This is a genomic window from Cellulomonas sp. PS-H5 (genome assembly GCF_019265565.1).
Lineage (GTDB): Bacteria > Actinomycetota > Actinomycetes > Actinomycetales > Cellulomonadaceae > Cellulomonas.
In genome coordinates, this window is sequence record NZ_JAHVCI010000018.1 from 1 (window position 1) to 15,023 (window position 15,023).

A 15,023-nucleotide genomic window follows, 5' to 3' on the forward strand; every position below is an offset into this window, starting at 1 on the left:
GGGCGCGGCCGCCGCGCTGGCGCCGACCGCCGCGGCCGCCCCGGTCCCGGCCGGCGGCGACCAGTCCCAGGACGACCCGGCCCAGGGCGCCCAGGCCCGGGGCGGCGGGCACGGCGGCGGCCACGGCGGCGGGCGGGACGTCCGTCAGCTCCGCACGTGGCTCGCCGACACCTACCGCTCCCTCGACGCGATGACCGACCCCGGGACCGGGCTCGTCGCGGACAACATGCCCGGCGCCCTCGAGCCCGGCACCGCCAGCGCCTACACCTCGCCGACGAACATCGGCGGCTACCTGTGGTCGACCGTCGTCGCCCGGGACCTCGGCCTGCTCAGCCACCGCGACGCCCGCGACCGGATGGCGACGACGCTCGGCACCCTGGAGCGCCTGGACCGGCACGACGAGTCCGGCATGTTCTACAACTGGTACGACCCGGCCACCGGCGACCGCGTGGACACCTGGCCGGACAGCGGTGACCCGGTCGAGCACTTCCTGTCGTCGGTCGACAACGGCTGGCTCGCCGCCGCGCTGCGCGTGGTCGCGTCCGCCGAGCCGCGCCTCGCGGACGAGGCCACCGCGCTCTACGACTCGATGCACTTCGGCGTCTACTACAACCCCGAGGGCCGCGCGGACCTGGGCGTCGGGCTCATCCGCGGCGGGTTCTGGGACGAGGAGCCCTCGGGCTGCTCGGTGCCCGGGAACTACACCGGCGGCGAGACCGTGTACTACACCTGCCACCACTACGACACGACGGTCTCCGAGACCCGGATCGCGCTCTATCTGGGCATCGCCGACGGCGAGATCCCGCCCGAGGCGTACTGGGGCACCTACCGCACCTTCCCGTCGACCTGCGACTGGTCCTGGCAGGAGCAGCGCCCGAGTGGCGTGACCCGCACCTACGACGGGGTCCCCGTCTACGAGGGCGTGTACCACTACGACGAGATGGCGCTCGTGCCCGGCTGGGGCGGCTCGATGTTCGAGGCGCTGATGCCGGACATGCTGGTGCCCGAGTCCGAGTGGGCCCCGCGGTCCTGGGGCGTGAACCACCCGCTGGTCGTCGAGGCGCAGAAGCGGCACGGCCTGGACGAGGCCGGCTACGGCTACTGGGGCTTCTCCCCCGCCAGCGACCCGCACGGCGGCTACGCGGAGTACGGCGTCGACGTCCTGGGGATGCGGTCGGACGGCTACCTGTCGGACGGCACCACCGACGTCGACCTCGGCTTCGCCGGCTGCCGCGAGGCGACCAACCCGGAGCCCGAGTTCGGCGACGGCGTCGTCACCCCGCACGCCGCGTTCCTGGGCCTGGAGTACGACCCGCGGGGCGTGGTCGACAACCTGAGGAACATCGCCGCCGACTTCGACGCCTACGGACCGGGCGGGTTCTACGACGCCGTGGCCGTGCGATCCGGGACCGTCGCCGAGCGGTACCTGTCGCTCGACCAGTCGATGATCGTCGCCGCGATCGGCAACTACCTGCGCGACGGGCTGCTGCGCGACTACGTCGTCGGGCCCGACATGGAGCAGAACCTGAAGCCGGTGCTCGCGGCCGAGGTGTTCTCGTCCGCCGCCGAGCCGGTGCCGCCCGTGCTCACGGATCCGGCTCCGGGGTCGACGGTCGACGCCGTGACCCGGCTGGCGGGCACCGGCGAGCCCGGCGCCCACCTCACGGTGACCGGGCCGGACGGCGCCGCGTGGTGCACCGCCGACGTCGACGCGGACGGGGTGTGGGCGTGCGACGTCGCGACCCCGCCCGGCGCGGGCGAGCACGCGCTCGCGCTGTCGACCACGAACGACGCCGGGCTCACCGTGCCCGGCGCGGCGGTCACGGTGACCGTCGCGGCCGGCGCGGGACCCGGGCCGGGCGACGCCGGAGTGGTCGCACCCGGGGCCGAGGACCCGGGCACCGGCACGGCGCCGGCGGGCGACGAGCCCGCGGCGGGCGGCGCCGCGGAGTCCGCGCTCGCCGTGACGGGCGCGCACGCGGCGCTGGGCGTCCTCGCGACCCTCGGCGCCCTGGCGGCCGGCGCGGGCCTGCTCCTCCGGAGGCGCCTGAACGCCTGACCCGCGCGGGGGCGGGGACGCTCGCGGTTCCGCGCGTGCGAGCACCCGCCGCGTGCGTGAGCACCCGCCGCGCGCCCCCGCCACGCCGCGCACGCGCGCCCACCGACGCCGAGTCTCCGAATCTGGACTCCCGCACCCCCGCGGGACGCAGTCCGAGTTCGGAGACTCGGCGTCGGTGTGCGGGGTGCGGGGTGCGCGGGGCGCGCGCGAGGCGGGGCGTGCGCGGGGTACGCGAGCGCGCCGGCGCCGCGTCAGCGTGCGCCGCGGCCGTCAGCCTCGCCGCGGCGCGGCCGTCGACGCCCGTACGACGAGGCGCGTCGCCAGCTCCAGGTGCGCGTGCCCGCGCCCGCCGCCCTGCCGCGCCCGTTGCGCGAGCGCGACGGCGGCGTCGCCCATCTCGTCGAGCGGCTGCCGCACGGTCGTGAGCGCCGGGTCCAGCCAGGCGGCGACGGGCTGGTCGTCGAACCCGACCACCGACAGGTCCTCCGGCACCCGGACGCCGTGCTCGCGGGCCGCGCGCAGCACGCCGATCGCGGTGTCGTCCGAGGCGGCGAACACCGCGGTCGGCGGGTCCTCGGCGCGGAGCAGCACCTCGGCCGCGCGGAAGCCGGCGTCCACGCCGTACGCCCCGCCGCGGACCAGCTCCTCCTCGACCACGAGCCCGCCCTGGATCAGTGCGGTCCGGTACCCCGCGAGCCGGGCGACGGCGTTGTCCTGGTCCTGCGGCCCGGTGATCGTGGCGATCCGCCGGTGGCCGAGCCCGACCAGGTGGGCCGTGGCGTCGAGGCCGCCGCGGAAGTTGGTCGCGGCGACGGCCAGCAGCTCCGGGTCGGGACGGGTGCGCGGGTCGACGACCACGAGCGGCACCCCGGCGCGCGCGAGGTCGGCGCGCGCCGCCTCGTCCGGGACGCCGACGACGCTCACCAGCCCGTCCGTCCCGCGGCGGAGCGCGTGCCGGACCCACGCGCCGCCCGACCCCGAGCCCGGGTCGGAGTCGACCGTCACCACCAGGTCGGCACCCAGCCGCGCCGCTGCCCGGGCCGCCCCGCGCACCACGGCCTCCGCCCACGTGCTGTCCAGGTCGACCACGCGCAGGTCCACGAACCCCGTGCGCCGGCTCCCCGACGGCCGGACCGCGTAGCCGTGCCGGGCCAGCACCGCCGCGACCCGCTCCCGGGTGGCGCCGGCGACGTCGGGCCGGGAGTTGAGCACCTTCGACACGGTCGGCACGGAGACGCCCGCCTCGACGGCGACGACGGCGAGGGGCGGCGGCGCCCCGGCGCCCGGGTGCTCGGCGTCCATGACGCCCCAGCGTAGGGCGCCCGGGGGCCACCCGGGCGCCGCTCGCGGGGCGGCGGGCCTCCGCCCCCGGACCGCGCCCGGAGGCCCGCCGCCGCCCCCGGAAGCCCGCCGCCGAGCGCGGTGGTTCCCGCCGAGCGCGGTGGCCCGGGCTACCGCGCTCGGCGCGCACGACCGCGGTCGGCGCAGCGCCCCCGGCGCAGCACCCCCGGCGCAGCACCCCCGGCGCAGCGCCCGCGACGCACCGCCCCCTGGCGCGCCGCGCACCGGCGCCGCACGTAGGGTCGGCCGCATGATCGTGGTGGTGGCGGGGTCGAGCGGGCTCATCGGGACGGCGCTGGTCGCGCGGCTGCGCGCGGAGGGCCACGAGGTGCGCCGGCTGGTCCGCCGCGCCCCGCGGACGCCCGACGAGCGCACCTGGAACCCGCAGGCCGGGGTGCTCGACCCGGCGGCCCTCGCCGGTGCCGACGCCGTGGTGAACCTGGCGGGCGCGGGCGTCGGAGACAAGCGGCTCACCCCGGCCCGCAAGCGGGTGGTGCTCGAGTCGCGCACGAGCACCACGGGGCTGCTGGCCCGGACGGTCGCCGGGATGGCCGAGCCGCCGCGCGTGCTGCTGCAGGGCTCCGCGACCGGCGCGTACGGCTACCGCGGGGACACCCGGGTGACCGAGGAGGAGCCGTACGGCACCTCCTACCTCGCCGAGGTCGTCCGCGCGTGGGAGGCCGCCGCGGCGCCCGCGGTCGCGGACCCGCGGGTCCGGGTCGCGTTCCTGCGTACCGGGATAGTGCTGGCGCCGTCGGGCGGGGCGCTCGGGCGGCTGCTGCCGCTGATCCGGCTCGGGCTCGGCGGGCCGCTCGGGTCGGGCCGGCAGTACTGGTCGTGGATCAGCCTCGAGGACGAGGTGCGCGCGATCCTGCACCTGCTCGACGCGCCGGTCAGCGGGCCGGTGAACCTCACGGCCGAGCCGGCGACGGAGCTCGCGATCGTCCGGGCCCTGGCCCACCGCGCACACCGGCCCGCGGTCCTGCCGGTGCCGGGCTTCGCGCTGCGGATCGCCCTGGGCCAGTTCTCGGAGGAGATCCTCGGCAGCCTGCGGGTCGTCCCGGCGGCGCTCACGGCCTCCGGCTTCGAGCACACCCACCCCACCCCGGAGGCCGCGGCGGCGTACGTCCTCCCCTGACCCGGTCCGGGCGGTGCTACGCGTCCAGCGCGACCGCGCGGTGCTCGCGGGCCGAGATGCGCGCCGCGTCCAGGACGCGCGCGGTGACGACCGCGTCGGCCGGGTCGACGGGGACCGGCCCGGTGCCCCGCACCCACGCCTCGACGGCCCGGTAGAAGTCCGGGTGCCCGCCGGGCGCGCGCCGCACCGGCACCCGCTCGTCGCCGTGCACCAGCCAGCCCTCGTGCGCGTCGTCGCCCTCGTCGAGGACCGAGAACGGCGTCGCCTCGCCCTCGAAGCTCGTCACCAGGTACGCACCCCGGTCGCCGAGCACCCGGGTGCGCGGGCCGGGCGCGCCGACCAGCCCGCCGGCCTGCAGGTGGCTGATGACCGCGGACCCGTCCGGCCGGGGGGCGTGGGTCAGCGCGAGGAACACGTCGTCCTCGGCGGGGGTGGTGAGGCTGCGGAGCTCGGCGTGCACCCGCGCGACCGGCCCGAACAGCTGGACCGCGGAGTCGACCAGGTGCGCCCCGAGGTCGAGCAGCAGGCCGCCGGCACGGGTGTCGTTCTCCTTCCACCGGTCCTGCGGCACCGGGCGCCAGCGCTCCCAGCGACGCTCGAACCGGTGCACGGTGCCCAGCTCCCCGGCCTCGAGCAGCCCGCGCAGCGTCAGCTGCTCCGGGTCCCACCGGCGGTTCTGGAACACCGTCAGCCGCCCGCCGGCCTCCGCGCCCAGCCGCGCCAGGGCGGCCGCCTCGTCGGCGGTCGTCGCCAGCGGCTTGTCCACGACGACGAACGCCCCCGCGGCCAGCGCCTGCGTGACGTGCTCGACGTGGTCGCCGGTCGGGCTGGCGACGACGACCACGTCGAGGTCGGTCGCGTGCGCGAGGAGCGACGGGACGTCGGCGTCGACCGCGACGCCCGCCCAGTCCCGGCCGGCCGCGGTGGCGCGCGCCGGGTTCCGGGTCACGACCCGGGCCACCTCGGCCCCGACCTCGCGGAGCAGCCGGGCGTGGATGCCCCGCCCCGCCGAGCCGTAGCCGACCAGTCCCACCCGCAGCGCGTCCGTCATGGCCGCCACCCTAGGCCCGGTGCACGCCCTCCTCCTGACGCGCGAGCCGGCTCGGCCACCAGGTGCGCCGGCCGACGTCGTGCACCAGCGCCGGGACGAGCAGGCTGCGGACCACCAGCGTGTCGAGCAGCACGCCGAACGCCACGATGAACGCCAGCTGCGCGAGGAACAGCAGCGGGATCACGCCCAGCGCCGCGAACGTCACCGCGAGCACCACGCCCGCCGACGTGATCACCCCGCCCGTCACGGCCAGCCCGCGCAGCACACCTTCGCGGGTGCCGAGGCGCGCGCTCTCCTCACGGACGCGGGTCATGAGGAAGATCGAGTAGTCGACCCCGAGCGCCACCAGGAAGGTGAAGGCGTAGAGCGGGACGGCCGGGTCGGCGCCCGGGAAGTCGAGCACGTGCTCGAACACCAGCGCCGCGACACCCAGGGCGGCCGCGAACGACAGCACGTTGGCGAGCATCAGCAGCACCGCAGCCACGACCGACCGCAGCAGCACCATGAGGATGAGCAGGATCACGACCAGCACGACCGGCACGATCACCCGCAGGTCCCGGGTGCCGGCGTCCTGCGCGTCGAGCGTCTCGGCGGCCGCCCCGCCCACCAGCGCGTCGGGCGCGACCTCGTGCACCGCCTCGCGCAGCCGCTCGACCGTCGCGACGCCCTCCGTGGTGTCCGCGGCCGCCTCGGTGGCGACGTCGACCCGCACGTCCCCGTCGACGACCACCGGCTCCGCGGGCTCGTCCGCCCCGGGGCCACCGCCTCCCGTCGGTGCGCCCGTCGTCGCCCCGGTGTACGGGGCCGCGGACACCACGCCGTCGACGGCCAGCGCCGCCTCGACCACGGCGTCGGCCTCGTCCTGCGCCACGATGACGGTGGCGGGCTGGACGGTGCCGGCCGGGAAGTGCGCGGCGAGCACCTCCTCGCCGGCCACCGCGTCGACGTCGGTCAGGAACACGTCGGCCTGGCTGGTGCCCGAGGCCTGGAACGTCGGCAGGAACGCCGCGCAGCCGAGCAGGATGACGGTGGTCAGCACCCACACCAGCCGGTCGCGGCGGCCGACGCCTCGGGCCAGCCGGCCCCACAGGCCCTGGGCGGGCGCGGGGTGGCCGGCGGGCGCGTGCGCGCCGTGGTGGTCGTGCTCCGGGACGGCGGGCGCGCCCGCCCCGACGGTCGCCGGCTCGTCGTGCGCCGGGCCCACCGCGTGCGCGCCCGGCTCGGCGACCCGCGGCACCCGCGGCCAGAACAGCACGCGGGACCGGCGCCCCGCGATCAGCAGCAGCAGCGGGAGCAGGGTGAACGCCGCCAGGTACGCGGCCGCGATCCCGAGGGCGCCGACCGGGCCGAGCGACCGGTTCGACGCGAGGTCGGACAGCAGCAGGCAGAGCAGGCCGGCGACGACGGTGCCGGCGCTGGCGGTGATCGGCTCCAGGCTGCGACGCAGCGCGCGGCGCATCGCGGCGGCCGGCGCCTCGACGGTGCGCAGCTCCTCGCGGTACCGGGCGACGATCAGCAGCGCGTAGTCGACGGACGCGCCGACCACGAGGATCGACAGGATGCCCTGCGCCTGGCCGTTCAGCGTCAGCACCCCGGCGTCGGCCAGGTGGTAGACGGCGAGCGCGGCGGCGCACAGCGCGAACACCGCGGTGAGGATCACCGCGAGCGGCAGGAACGGCGACCGGTAGACCAGCACGAGGATCACGAGGACCGCGCCCAGGGCGACGAGCAGCAGCACGCCGTCGATCCCGCCGAACGCGTTCGTGAGGTCCGCGACGAACCCGCCCGGCCCGGTCACCCAGGCGCGCAGCCCGGCCTCCCCGGACGAGTCGGCGGTCGCGCCCAGCTCGTCGGCGAGCGTGTCGCGGACGGCCTGGACCGTCGCGCCGACCACGCTCTCGTCGTCGGCGAGCGAGGCGTCCGCCTGCGCGGCGTCGAGGGACAGCGGGACCAGCAGCGCCTCGCCGTCCTCCGAGGGCACGACGACCGGGTCGGCCGTGAGCACGTCACCGAGCGTGGCCGGGTCGCCCGCCGCCGGGTCGGCGCCGGGCATCGGCACGTCCGGCAGCCCGGCGACGACCGGCTGCACCGCCTCGATCGCGGCCGGGTCCAGCGCGCCGCCGCCCTCGGCCTCGAACACCACCAGCACCGGCAGCGCCTCGGACTCCGTGAACGCCGCCGACGCCTCCGCGGCCCGCGTCGACTCGGCCGACGACGGCAGGAACGCCGCCGCGTCGTTCGTCTGCACCTGCGAGAGCTGCCCCTGGGCCATGCCCCCGAGCGAGCCCACCGCCAGCCACCCCGCGGCGACGGCCAGCACGGCCAGTCCCCGCCCGATCCCCCGTGCCCCGTTCCTCAGCATGCTGAGCACTATGCGGGATGCTCCGCGTTCCGGCAACATGAGGCCGGGGCAACTGCCCAGCAGGAGGAGAGGGACGAGTGGAGCGCGACGCCGGAGGACCGCAGCAGCACCCGCGGTGGGAGGCGATGGCCGCGCCGGAGCCGAGCGGCTGGCCGGTGGGCCGCCTGCTGTCCGCCGCCGCGCGCCGGGTCGAGCGGGACTGGAACGCGCACCTCGCGTCCTGGGACCTCAACCACGCGAGCCAGCCCGTGCTCGTCATCCTGCTGCGCGGCCCGCGCACCCAGGCGGAGCTCGCGGCGCTGTGCGACGTCACCGAGCAGACGATGAGCCGGGTGCTCGCCCGGCTCGAGCGGTCGGGCTACGTCACCCGGACGGCCCACGCCACGGATCGGCGGAAGCACCAGATCTCCGCGACCGACGCCGGGCGCGCCGCGGTGCTCGCGGCCTCGGACCCGGTCGCGGCCGAGGCGATGGTCACCGAGGGGCTGACGCCGGAGCAGGTGGAGCAGCTGCGCGGGCTGCTGCTCCTGGTCGCGCGCCGCTGACGGGACGTCGTCGCGCGGCGGCGGCCCCGCCGGCGTGCGGCCGCGGGTCAGCCCTGCGCCACCCGGCCACCGCGCTCGATCCGCCGCAGCTCGTCCGCGACCCGCGCCGCCCAGACGTCCACCTCGTCGAAGTCGCGGAAGTCGCCCGCCTCGGCCTCGATCATCGCGACCAGCGCGCGCTCCGCGAGCCCGAGCTCGTCGCGCTGCAGCCGGCCGCCGAACGCCGCGACGCCCCGCGCCGCCACCCGCCGGGCCACGACCCGCACGTCGTCGGGCTCCGCCGCGGGCAGCGGCGGCTCCCCCACCCGGCCAGACCAGAACAACCACGTCGGCCGGGCGGCGAGCTGCGCGCCCTGCCGGTCGACGAGCTCCCGCAGCGCCGCCGCGAGCCGACCCACGTAGACCGCCGAGCCGAGCACGACGGCGTCGTACCCGTCGACCGCGTCGACCTCGTCCGGGTCGGCCTCCACGACGTCGTGGCCCGCGGCCCGCAGCACCTCCGCCACCTCGACGCCGATCTCGCGCGTGCTGCCGTGCCGCGACGCCACCGTCACCAGGACCCGCATGGTCGCCTCCCCCGCGTCCCGGGGCCGGCACCGGCGCCGCGCCCGTCGTCCCAGCGTCACCCGCCCGCGACGGCGACCGCCAGGGACCTCGGTCCCGGCGTCCCGCACGGGCTCGCGGAAGGCGCCGCGGCCGGGCGACGGCGACGCCCCGCGCGCCGGTAGACTCCCGGGTCATGGCCCGTGAGAAGAACCCGACCGCCGGCGCGGCCGCGAAGCCCGCGAAGGTGAAGAAGACCCGGTGGTACCACCAGGTCTGGCAGGCGTACCAGATGACCCGCCAGCAGGACCCGGCGGTGACCTGGCTGATCCTCGGGGTGTTCTTCGGCATCGTCGCCGTGGGCCTGATCCTGGGCCTGCTGTTCTTCACGTGGTGGTACACGCTGCTGCTGAGCATCCCGTTCGCGCTGCTCGGCGCCATGTTCACCCTGACCCGCCGCGCCGAGCGCGCCGCGTACGCCCGCATCGAGGGCCAGCCCGGCGCCGCGCTGTCCGCGCTCGGCACCATCCGCCGCGGCTGGACGTTCGCGCAGGAGCCGGTCGCCGTCGCGCCGCGCACCCAGGACCTCGTCTACCGCGGCGTCGGCCGCCCGGGCATCGTCCTGATCGGCGAGGGCCCCGCCAACCGCATCGGCAAGCTGCTCGAGTCCGAGCGCAAGCGCACCGCCCGCGTCCTGCAGGGCGTCCCGATCACGCTGATCGAGGTCGGCCGCGAGGAGGGCCAGGTCCCGCTGCCGCAGCTCGCCCGGAAGGTGCAGCGCCTCAAGCCGCAGCTCACCAAGGCCGAGGTCGGCGAGGTCGTCAAGCGCCTGCAGGCGCTCGGCGCGGTCAAGATGCCGGTGCCGAAGGGCGTCGACCCGATGCGTGTCCGCCCGGACCGCAAGGGCATGCGCGGCCGCTGACCCGCCGCCCCTCCCGCACGCGCAGACGCGCCCGCACCCCTGGGGGGCGCGGGCGCGTCCTGCTTCCCCGCCCGCGCGCCGCGCCCTCACGCCGCGCACATCCGCCGAGATGGCAACTCTCGGCTGTGCGCGGCCGGCCCGGGACAGCCGAGAGTTGCCATCTCGGCGAACGGCACCGGAGGCGCAGGTGCGGCAGGGCGCGGCGGGGTGCGGGTGCGGGGTCCGGCAGGGCCCCGCGGTCAGCGGCGGACGATCGCGGTGCCCGCGGAGCGGTCGTGCAGGCCGCGGCCGTCGGCGTCCCACACGACCGCGGGGATCACCAGGCAGAGCAGCACGGTGCGCACGAGCGCCAGCAGCAGGTTCGGCGGCGCGTCGGGGCCCGGGTCGGCGGGCGGCGCGTCCGGCCGGGCCACCAGAGCCGGCGGGCGGACCCGGCGCACGCGGATCCCGAGCAGCCGGTGCCCCAGCGTGCCGCCGACGGTGCCGACCAGCAGCACGTTCTCGACGGCGAACACCGCCAGCGTGCCGAGCTGCTGCGCGTCGGCGGGCAGGAACACGTTGGCGATGGCGAGGCAGGCGAACCAGTCGATCAGCAGCGCGATCAGCCGGCGGCCCAGCGGCGCGAGCGACCCGCTCCCCGTGGCGGGCAGGCCCAGCCGGCTGCCGCTCGGCGCGCCTCCGCCCCCCACCGGCGGCCCCTCGAGCCACGAACCGACGTCCTCGCGATCGACCATGCGTCAACGGTAACCGCCCGCCGTGCGCGCCCCGACCGGCCCTCGTCACGCGCCCGCAACACGGATCCGGGGTCACGTAACACGGTCGAAACAATCGGTACACCGGCGGGAAATCGGGCACCCCTAGCCTCGACGGAGCCCGGTGAGGGCACGTCAACCCGAGGAGCAGCGGATGTTCAGCACGCCAGAGGAAGTCCTGGCCTTCATCAAGAACGAGGACGTCAAGTTCGTCGACGTCCGGTTCTGCGACCTGCCCGGCGTGATGCAGCACTTCAACGTGCCGGCCGCGTCCGTGGACGAGAACTTCTTCGTCGAGGGCCAGATGTTCGACGGGTCGTCGATCCGCGGCTTCCAGGCGATCAACGAGTCCGACATGAAGCTCCTCCCGGACGTGACGACGGCGTTCGTCGACCCGTTCCGCACGGAGAAGACGCTCGTGCTGAACTTCCACATCGTCGACCCGTACACCGACGAGCCCTACAGCCGCGACCCGCGCCAGGTCGCCGCCAAGGCCGAGGCGTACCTGCGCTCGACCGGCATCGCGGACACGGCGTTCTTCGCCCCCGAGGCCGAGTTCTACATCTTCGACGACGTGCGCTTCGAGACGAAGCAGAACTCGTCCTTCTACTCGATCGACTCCATCGAGGCCGCCTGGAACACGGGCCGCGTCGAGGAGGGTGGCAACCTCGGCCACAAGACCCCCTACAAGGGCGGCTACTTCCCCGTCCCGCCGGTCGACCACTTCGCCGACCTGCGCGACAAGATCTCGCTCCAGCTGGACGCCCTCGGCCTCGAGGTCGAGCGGGCGCACCACGAGGTCGGCACCGCCGGCCAGGCGGAGATCAACTACCGCTTCGACACGCTCGCCAAGTCGGCCGACAAGGTGCAGCTGTTCAAGTACGTCGTGAAGAACGTGGCGCACGCCGAGGGCCGCACCGCGACCTTCATGCCGAAGCCGCTGTTCGGCGACAACGGCTCGGGCATGCACGTCCACCAGTCCCTGTGGAAGGACGGCAAGCCGCTGTTCTTCGACGAGAAGGGCTACGGCGGCCTGTCCGACATGGCCCGCTGGTACATCGGCGGCCTGCTCAAGCACGCCCCGTCGCTGCTGGCCTTCACCAACCCGACGGTGAACTCCTACCACCGCCTGGTCCCGGGCTTCGAGGCGCCGGTCAACCTGGTCTACTCGGCCCGCAACCGCTCGGCGTGCATCCGCGTCCCCGTGACCGGGTCGAACCCGAAGGCCAAGCGCATCGAGTTCCGCGTGCCGGACCCGTCGTCCAACCCGTACCTGGCGTTCGCCGCCATGCTGATGGCGGGCCTCGACGGCATCCAGAACCGCATCGAGCCGCCGGAGCCGGTCGACAAGGACCTGTACGAGCTGCCCCCCGAGGAGCACGCGCAGATCGCCCAGGTGCCCGGCACGCTCGCCGAGGTGCTGGACAACCTCGAGGCCGACCACGACTGGCTGACCGCCGGCAACGTGTTCACCCCGGACCTGATCCAGACCTGGATCGACTACAAGCGGTCCGCCGAGGTCGACCCGATCCGGCTGCGCCCGCACCCGCACGAGTTCGAGCTCTACTACGACGTCTGATCGGCTGCTCCCGGTCAGTGCGCATGCGAGGGGCGTCTCCCGTCAGGGAGGCGCCCCTCGTGGCGTCCCCGGTCCGGACGGTCGAGAATGGACCCCAGCCGGCGGCCGGAGTCCTCCGCGTCGGCCCCACCCCCTCTCTCCGCACCCCTGGGAGTCCCGTGCTCACCGTCAACGCCTACGCCGCCCCCTCCGCGACCGAGCCGCTCGTCCCCGTGACGATCGAGCGTCGCGACGTGGGCCCGAAGGACGTGCTGATCGAGATCCGCTACGCCGGCGTCTGCCACTCCGACATCCACACCGTCCGGGGCGACTGGGGCCCCATCACCTACCCGCAGGTCGTCGGGCACGAGATCGTCGGCGTGGTCGCCGAGGTCGGCGCCGAGGTCACCCGGCACGCCGTCGGCGACCGCGTCGGGGTCGGCTGCATGGTCAACTCCTGCCGGGAGTGCGAGAACTGCCGCGCCGGCCTGGAGCAGTACTGCCTGGAGGGCAACACCCAGACCTACGCGTCCGTCGACCGTGACGGCACGATCACGCAGGGCGGCTACTCGACCCACGTGGTCGTCGACGAGGACTTCGTGCTCCGCGTGCCGGAGGCCATCCCGTTCGACAAGGCCGCGCCGCTGCTGTGCGCCGGCGTGACCACGTACTCGCCGCTCGCCCACTGGGGCGCCGGCCCGGGCAAGAAGGTCGCGGTCGTCGGCATGGGCGGTCTCGGCCACATGGCCGTCAAGCTCGCGCACGCCATGGGCGCCGAGGTCACGGTGCTGTCCCGCACGCTGAGCAAGAAGGCCGACGGCCTCGAGCTCGGCGCGGACCACTACTTCGCCACCGAGGACCCGGCGACGTTCGCCGAGCTCGCGAACACCTTCGACCTCATCGTCAACACGGTGTCCGCGGTCGTCGACCTGGGCGCGTACCTGTCCCTGCTCCGGCTCGACGGCACCCTGGTGAACGTCGGCGCCCCCGGCGAGCCGCTGCCCGTCCAGGTGTTCACGCTGTTCGGCAACCGCCGCTCGTTCGCCGGGTCGAGCATCGGCAGCATCGCCGAGACGCAGGAGATGCTCGACTTCTGCGCCGAGCACGGCATCGCACCCGAGACCGAGCTGATCGCGGCCGACGAGGTCAACGAGGCGTACGAGCGCGTGCTGCGCTCGGACGTGCGGTACCGGTTCGTCATCGACGTCGCGACGATGGCCTGAGCGCTCGCGTGCACGGCGCAGCCCCCTCCCGCACCGCGCGGGAGGGGGCTGTGCCGTTCCCGGCCCGCGAACCCGCCCCACGGCCACCCGCGCGACCGTAGAGTCGCCGGTCATGGGGGCGGACCGCATGGCCGAGGTGCAGCTCGACGACGTCATGGAGCCGCAGCAGGACCCGGTCGCGCCGTCGCGCACCGCCGCGCGCGCCCGCGCGCTGCTGCGCCGCTGGTGGCCGGTGCCGGTCGCGGTGGTCCTGGCGCTGGTCGCGGCCCAGATGGTCGCCGACCGCCGGGACGAGGCCGCGGCGGAGCGCCTGCGCGCGACGCCGGGCGTCCTCGCCGAGACCGTCACCGCTCCCCTGGAGGCGGCGCCGTGGGGCACGGCCGACGCCATGGGGCTGCTGGCGTCCGGGACCCGGACCGCGGACGGGCTGATCGCAGGCGTGCTGACGCCGGGCAGCGGCGAGCCCGCCGCCGTGGTGGCGCTGGACCCGGGCACCGGCGAGGAGCGGTGGCGCGCCGAGATCGGGGTGCTGGTGACCGAGGACGGGTACACGCGCAGCGTGGCGTGCACCTCGGGCTCCGACGGCCCCGCGGCGACGCTGTGGTGCGCCGTCACCGACGGCCCCTCGGGCGACGGGGGCCCGGTCACGACCCGGCTGGTCGAGGTCGACCTCGCCGCCCGGGCGGTGGCCGGCGCCCGGGAGCTGGAGCCCGGTGCCGAGGCGACGGTCGTCGGGGAGGTGCTCGTCGTCGGCGTCCGCCGCGACGACGGGGTCGTCCTCACAGGCAGCGACGTCCGCGGCACGGAGCGGTGGCGCACCGAGATCGACGACCCGGTCGACCCGTCCTTCTGGAGCGGCTGGCTCGTCTCCGCCGGTGGGCACCTGTTCGTCCAGGGCACCGCCGCCACCTGGGCGGTCGACCCCGCGGACGGCCGGATCGAGGCGGACGCCGACGCGCTGTACGCGGCGCGCGGCGACGCGCTGGTGGCCGTGCCGACGACGGGCGCGCTGCGCCTGCTCGGGCCGGACGGCAGCGCGACCGCGACGCTCGACGGCTACCCGCTGTACCTGTCGCCCGACGACGGCTCCGCGCCCGGCGTCCAGCCCGTGTCCGCGCCCGACGGGTCGGGGAGCGTCGTGCGCGGCGTCGAGGCCGCGACCGGGCGCACGCTGTGGGAGCGTCCCGGGGAGACGGGTCCCCGCAGCGGCTACCTCCTGCTCGACGGCGTGCTGTACGGGACCGACCTGACCGTCGTCTGGGCCGTCGACGCGCTCACCGGGGCGGAGCGCTGGAGCACCACCGCGCCGCCCGTCGACGGCACGGGGCTGATGACCGACGGCCGGCACCTGCTGCGCGCCGAGCGCGAGGACGGCACCGCCGACCTGGTGCTGTCGGCCTACGACCTCGGGTCCGGGCGCCGTGCCTGGACCACCCCCGTCCCGGACGGGGTCGACTCCCTGTGGTCGTGGGACGGGGCGCTGTACGGCTACGGCTCCGGCGGGCGGGAGATGGTGCTGCTGCGGTGAC

The 15,023-nt window shown here is 76.1% G+C and carries 12 protein-coding genes; 7 read left to right on the plus strand and 5 right to left on the minus strand.

Annotated elements, in window-relative coordinates; translation table 11 throughout:
• On the plus strand, window positions 1–2,059 hold a 2,059-nt coding region (locus tag J5O08_RS09235), incomplete at its 5' end, for a glucoamylase family protein (protein ID WP_218706577.1).
• A 270-nt stretch (window positions 2,060–2,329) separates the two neighbouring features.
• On the opposite strand, the gene J5O08_RS09240 is transcribed toward J5O08_RS09235, so the two are convergent.
• Entirely contained in the window at window positions 2,330–3,361 is a 1,032-nt protein-coding gene (locus J5O08_RS09240) for a LacI family DNA-binding transcriptional regulator (RefSeq protein WP_218706579.1), read from the minus strand.
• Window positions 3,362–3,650: 289 nt separating this feature from the next.
• Here J5O08_RS09240 and J5O08_RS09245 point away from each other — a divergent pair, with 289 nt between their 5' ends.
• Window positions 3,651–4,538, plus strand: a complete 888-nt coding sequence (locus tag J5O08_RS09245) for a TIGR01777 family oxidoreductase (protein ID WP_218706580.1) — start codon at window positions 3,651–3,653, stop codon at window positions 4,536–4,538.
• A gap of 16 nt (window positions 4,539–4,554) precedes the next feature.
• Here J5O08_RS09245 and J5O08_RS09250 read toward each other — a convergent pair whose 3' ends face one another.
• Entirely contained in the window at window positions 4,555–5,589 is a 1,035-nt protein-coding gene (locus J5O08_RS09250) for a Gfo/Idh/MocA family oxidoreductase (protein WP_218706581.1), read from the minus strand.
• A gap of 10 nt (window positions 5,590–5,599) precedes the next feature.
• Window positions 5,600–7,951 carry an MMPL family transporter gene (locus J5O08_RS09255; protein ID WP_218706582.1) on the minus strand — a complete coding sequence of 784 codons (2,352 nt, stop codon included), beginning with the start codon at window positions 7,949–7,951 and terminating at the stop codon, window positions 5,600–5,602.
• Between the two features lie 77 nt (window positions 7,952–8,028).
• Between J5O08_RS09255 and J5O08_RS09260 the strand changes: the two genes are divergently transcribed.
• A complete protein-coding gene (locus tag J5O08_RS09260) occupies window positions 8,029–8,496 on the plus strand; it encodes a MarR family winged helix-turn-helix transcriptional regulator (RefSeq protein ID WP_308281508.1) in 468 nt (155 codons plus the stop codon).
• Between the two features lie 47 nt (window positions 8,497–8,543).
• On the opposite strand, the gene J5O08_RS09265 is transcribed toward J5O08_RS09260, so the two are convergent.
• Window positions 8,544–9,062, minus strand: coding sequence for a flavodoxin domain-containing protein (locus J5O08_RS09265; RefSeq protein ID WP_218706584.1), 519 nt, complete (start codon window positions 9,060–9,062; stop codon window positions 8,544–8,546).
• A 173-nt stretch (window positions 9,063–9,235) separates the two neighbouring features.
• Here J5O08_RS09265 and J5O08_RS09270 point away from each other — a divergent pair, with 173 nt between their 5' ends.
• Window positions 9,236–9,961 carry a DUF4191 domain-containing protein gene (locus tag J5O08_RS09270; protein WP_218706586.1) on the plus strand — a complete coding sequence of 242 codons (726 nt, stop codon included), beginning with the start codon at window positions 9,236–9,238 and terminating at the stop codon, window positions 9,959–9,961.
• A gap of 239 nt (window positions 9,962–10,200) precedes the next feature.
• On the opposite strand, the gene J5O08_RS09275 is transcribed toward J5O08_RS09270, so the two are convergent.
• Window positions 10,201–10,695, minus strand: a complete 495-nt coding sequence (locus J5O08_RS09275) for an RDD family protein (protein ID WP_217613925.1) — start codon at window positions 10,693–10,695, stop codon at window positions 10,201–10,203.
• A gap of 172 nt (window positions 10,696–10,867) precedes the next feature.
• On the opposite strand from J5O08_RS09275, the gene glnA reads away from it, so the two are divergent.
• The 3 genes from glnA (at window position 10,868) to J5O08_RS09290 (ending at window position 15,022) form a co-directional block, all read left to right on the plus strand.
• Window positions 10,868–12,292, plus strand: coding sequence for a type I glutamate--ammonia ligase (glnA, locus tag J5O08_RS09280; RefSeq protein ID WP_218706587.1), 1,425 nt, complete (start codon window positions 10,868–10,870; stop codon window positions 12,290–12,292).
• Window positions 12,293–12,450: 158 nt separating this feature from the next.
• Complete coding sequence (locus J5O08_RS09285) at window positions 12,451–13,494, plus strand: NAD(P)-dependent alcohol dehydrogenase (protein WP_308160800.1); 1,044 nt, start codon at window positions 12,451–12,453, stop codon at window positions 13,492–13,494.
• Between the two features lie 112 nt (window positions 13,495–13,606).
• Window positions 13,607–15,022, plus strand: a complete 1,416-nt coding sequence (locus tag J5O08_RS09290; protein WP_217613928.1) for a PQQ-binding-like beta-propeller repeat protein — start codon at window positions 13,607–13,609, stop codon at window positions 15,020–15,022.
• Window position 15,023: the final 1 nt, after the last annotated feature.

Bases quoted from the DNA above. Each gene is read 5' to 3' on its own strand.
- J5O08_RS09240 (WP_218706579.1), bottom strand. From the start codon at position 3,361: ATGGACGCCGAGCACCCGGGCGCCGGGGCGCCGCCGCCCCTCGCCGTC.
- J5O08_RS09245 (WP_218706580.1), top strand. From the start codon at position 3,651: ATGATCGTGGTGGTGGCGGGGTCGAGCGGGCTCATCGGGACGGCGCTG.
- J5O08_RS09250 (WP_218706581.1), bottom strand. From the start codon at position 5,589: ATGACGGACGCGCTGCGGGTGGGACTGGTCGGCTACGGCTCGGCGGGG.
- J5O08_RS09255 (WP_218706582.1), bottom strand. From the start codon at position 7,951: ATGCTGAGGAACGGGGCACGGGGGATCGGGCGGGGACTGGCCGTGCTG.
- J5O08_RS09265 (WP_218706584.1), bottom strand. From the start codon at position 9,062: ATGCGGGTCCTGGTGACGGTGGCGTCGCGGCACGGCAGCACGCGCGAG.
- J5O08_RS09270 (WP_218706586.1), top strand. From the start codon at position 9,236: ATGGCCCGTGAGAAGAACCCGACCGCCGGCGCGGCCGCGAAGCCCGCG.
- J5O08_RS09275 (WP_217613925.1), bottom strand. From the start codon at position 10,695: ATGGTCGATCGCGAGGACGTCGGTTCGTGGCTCGAGGGGCCGCCGGTG.
- glnA (WP_218706587.1), top strand. From the start codon at position 10,868: ATGTTCAGCACGCCAGAGGAAGTCCTGGCCTTCATCAAGAACGAGGAC.
- J5O08_RS09290 (WP_217613928.1), top strand. From the start codon at position 13,607: ATGGGGGCGGACCGCATGGCCGAGGTGCAGCTCGACGACGTCATGGAG.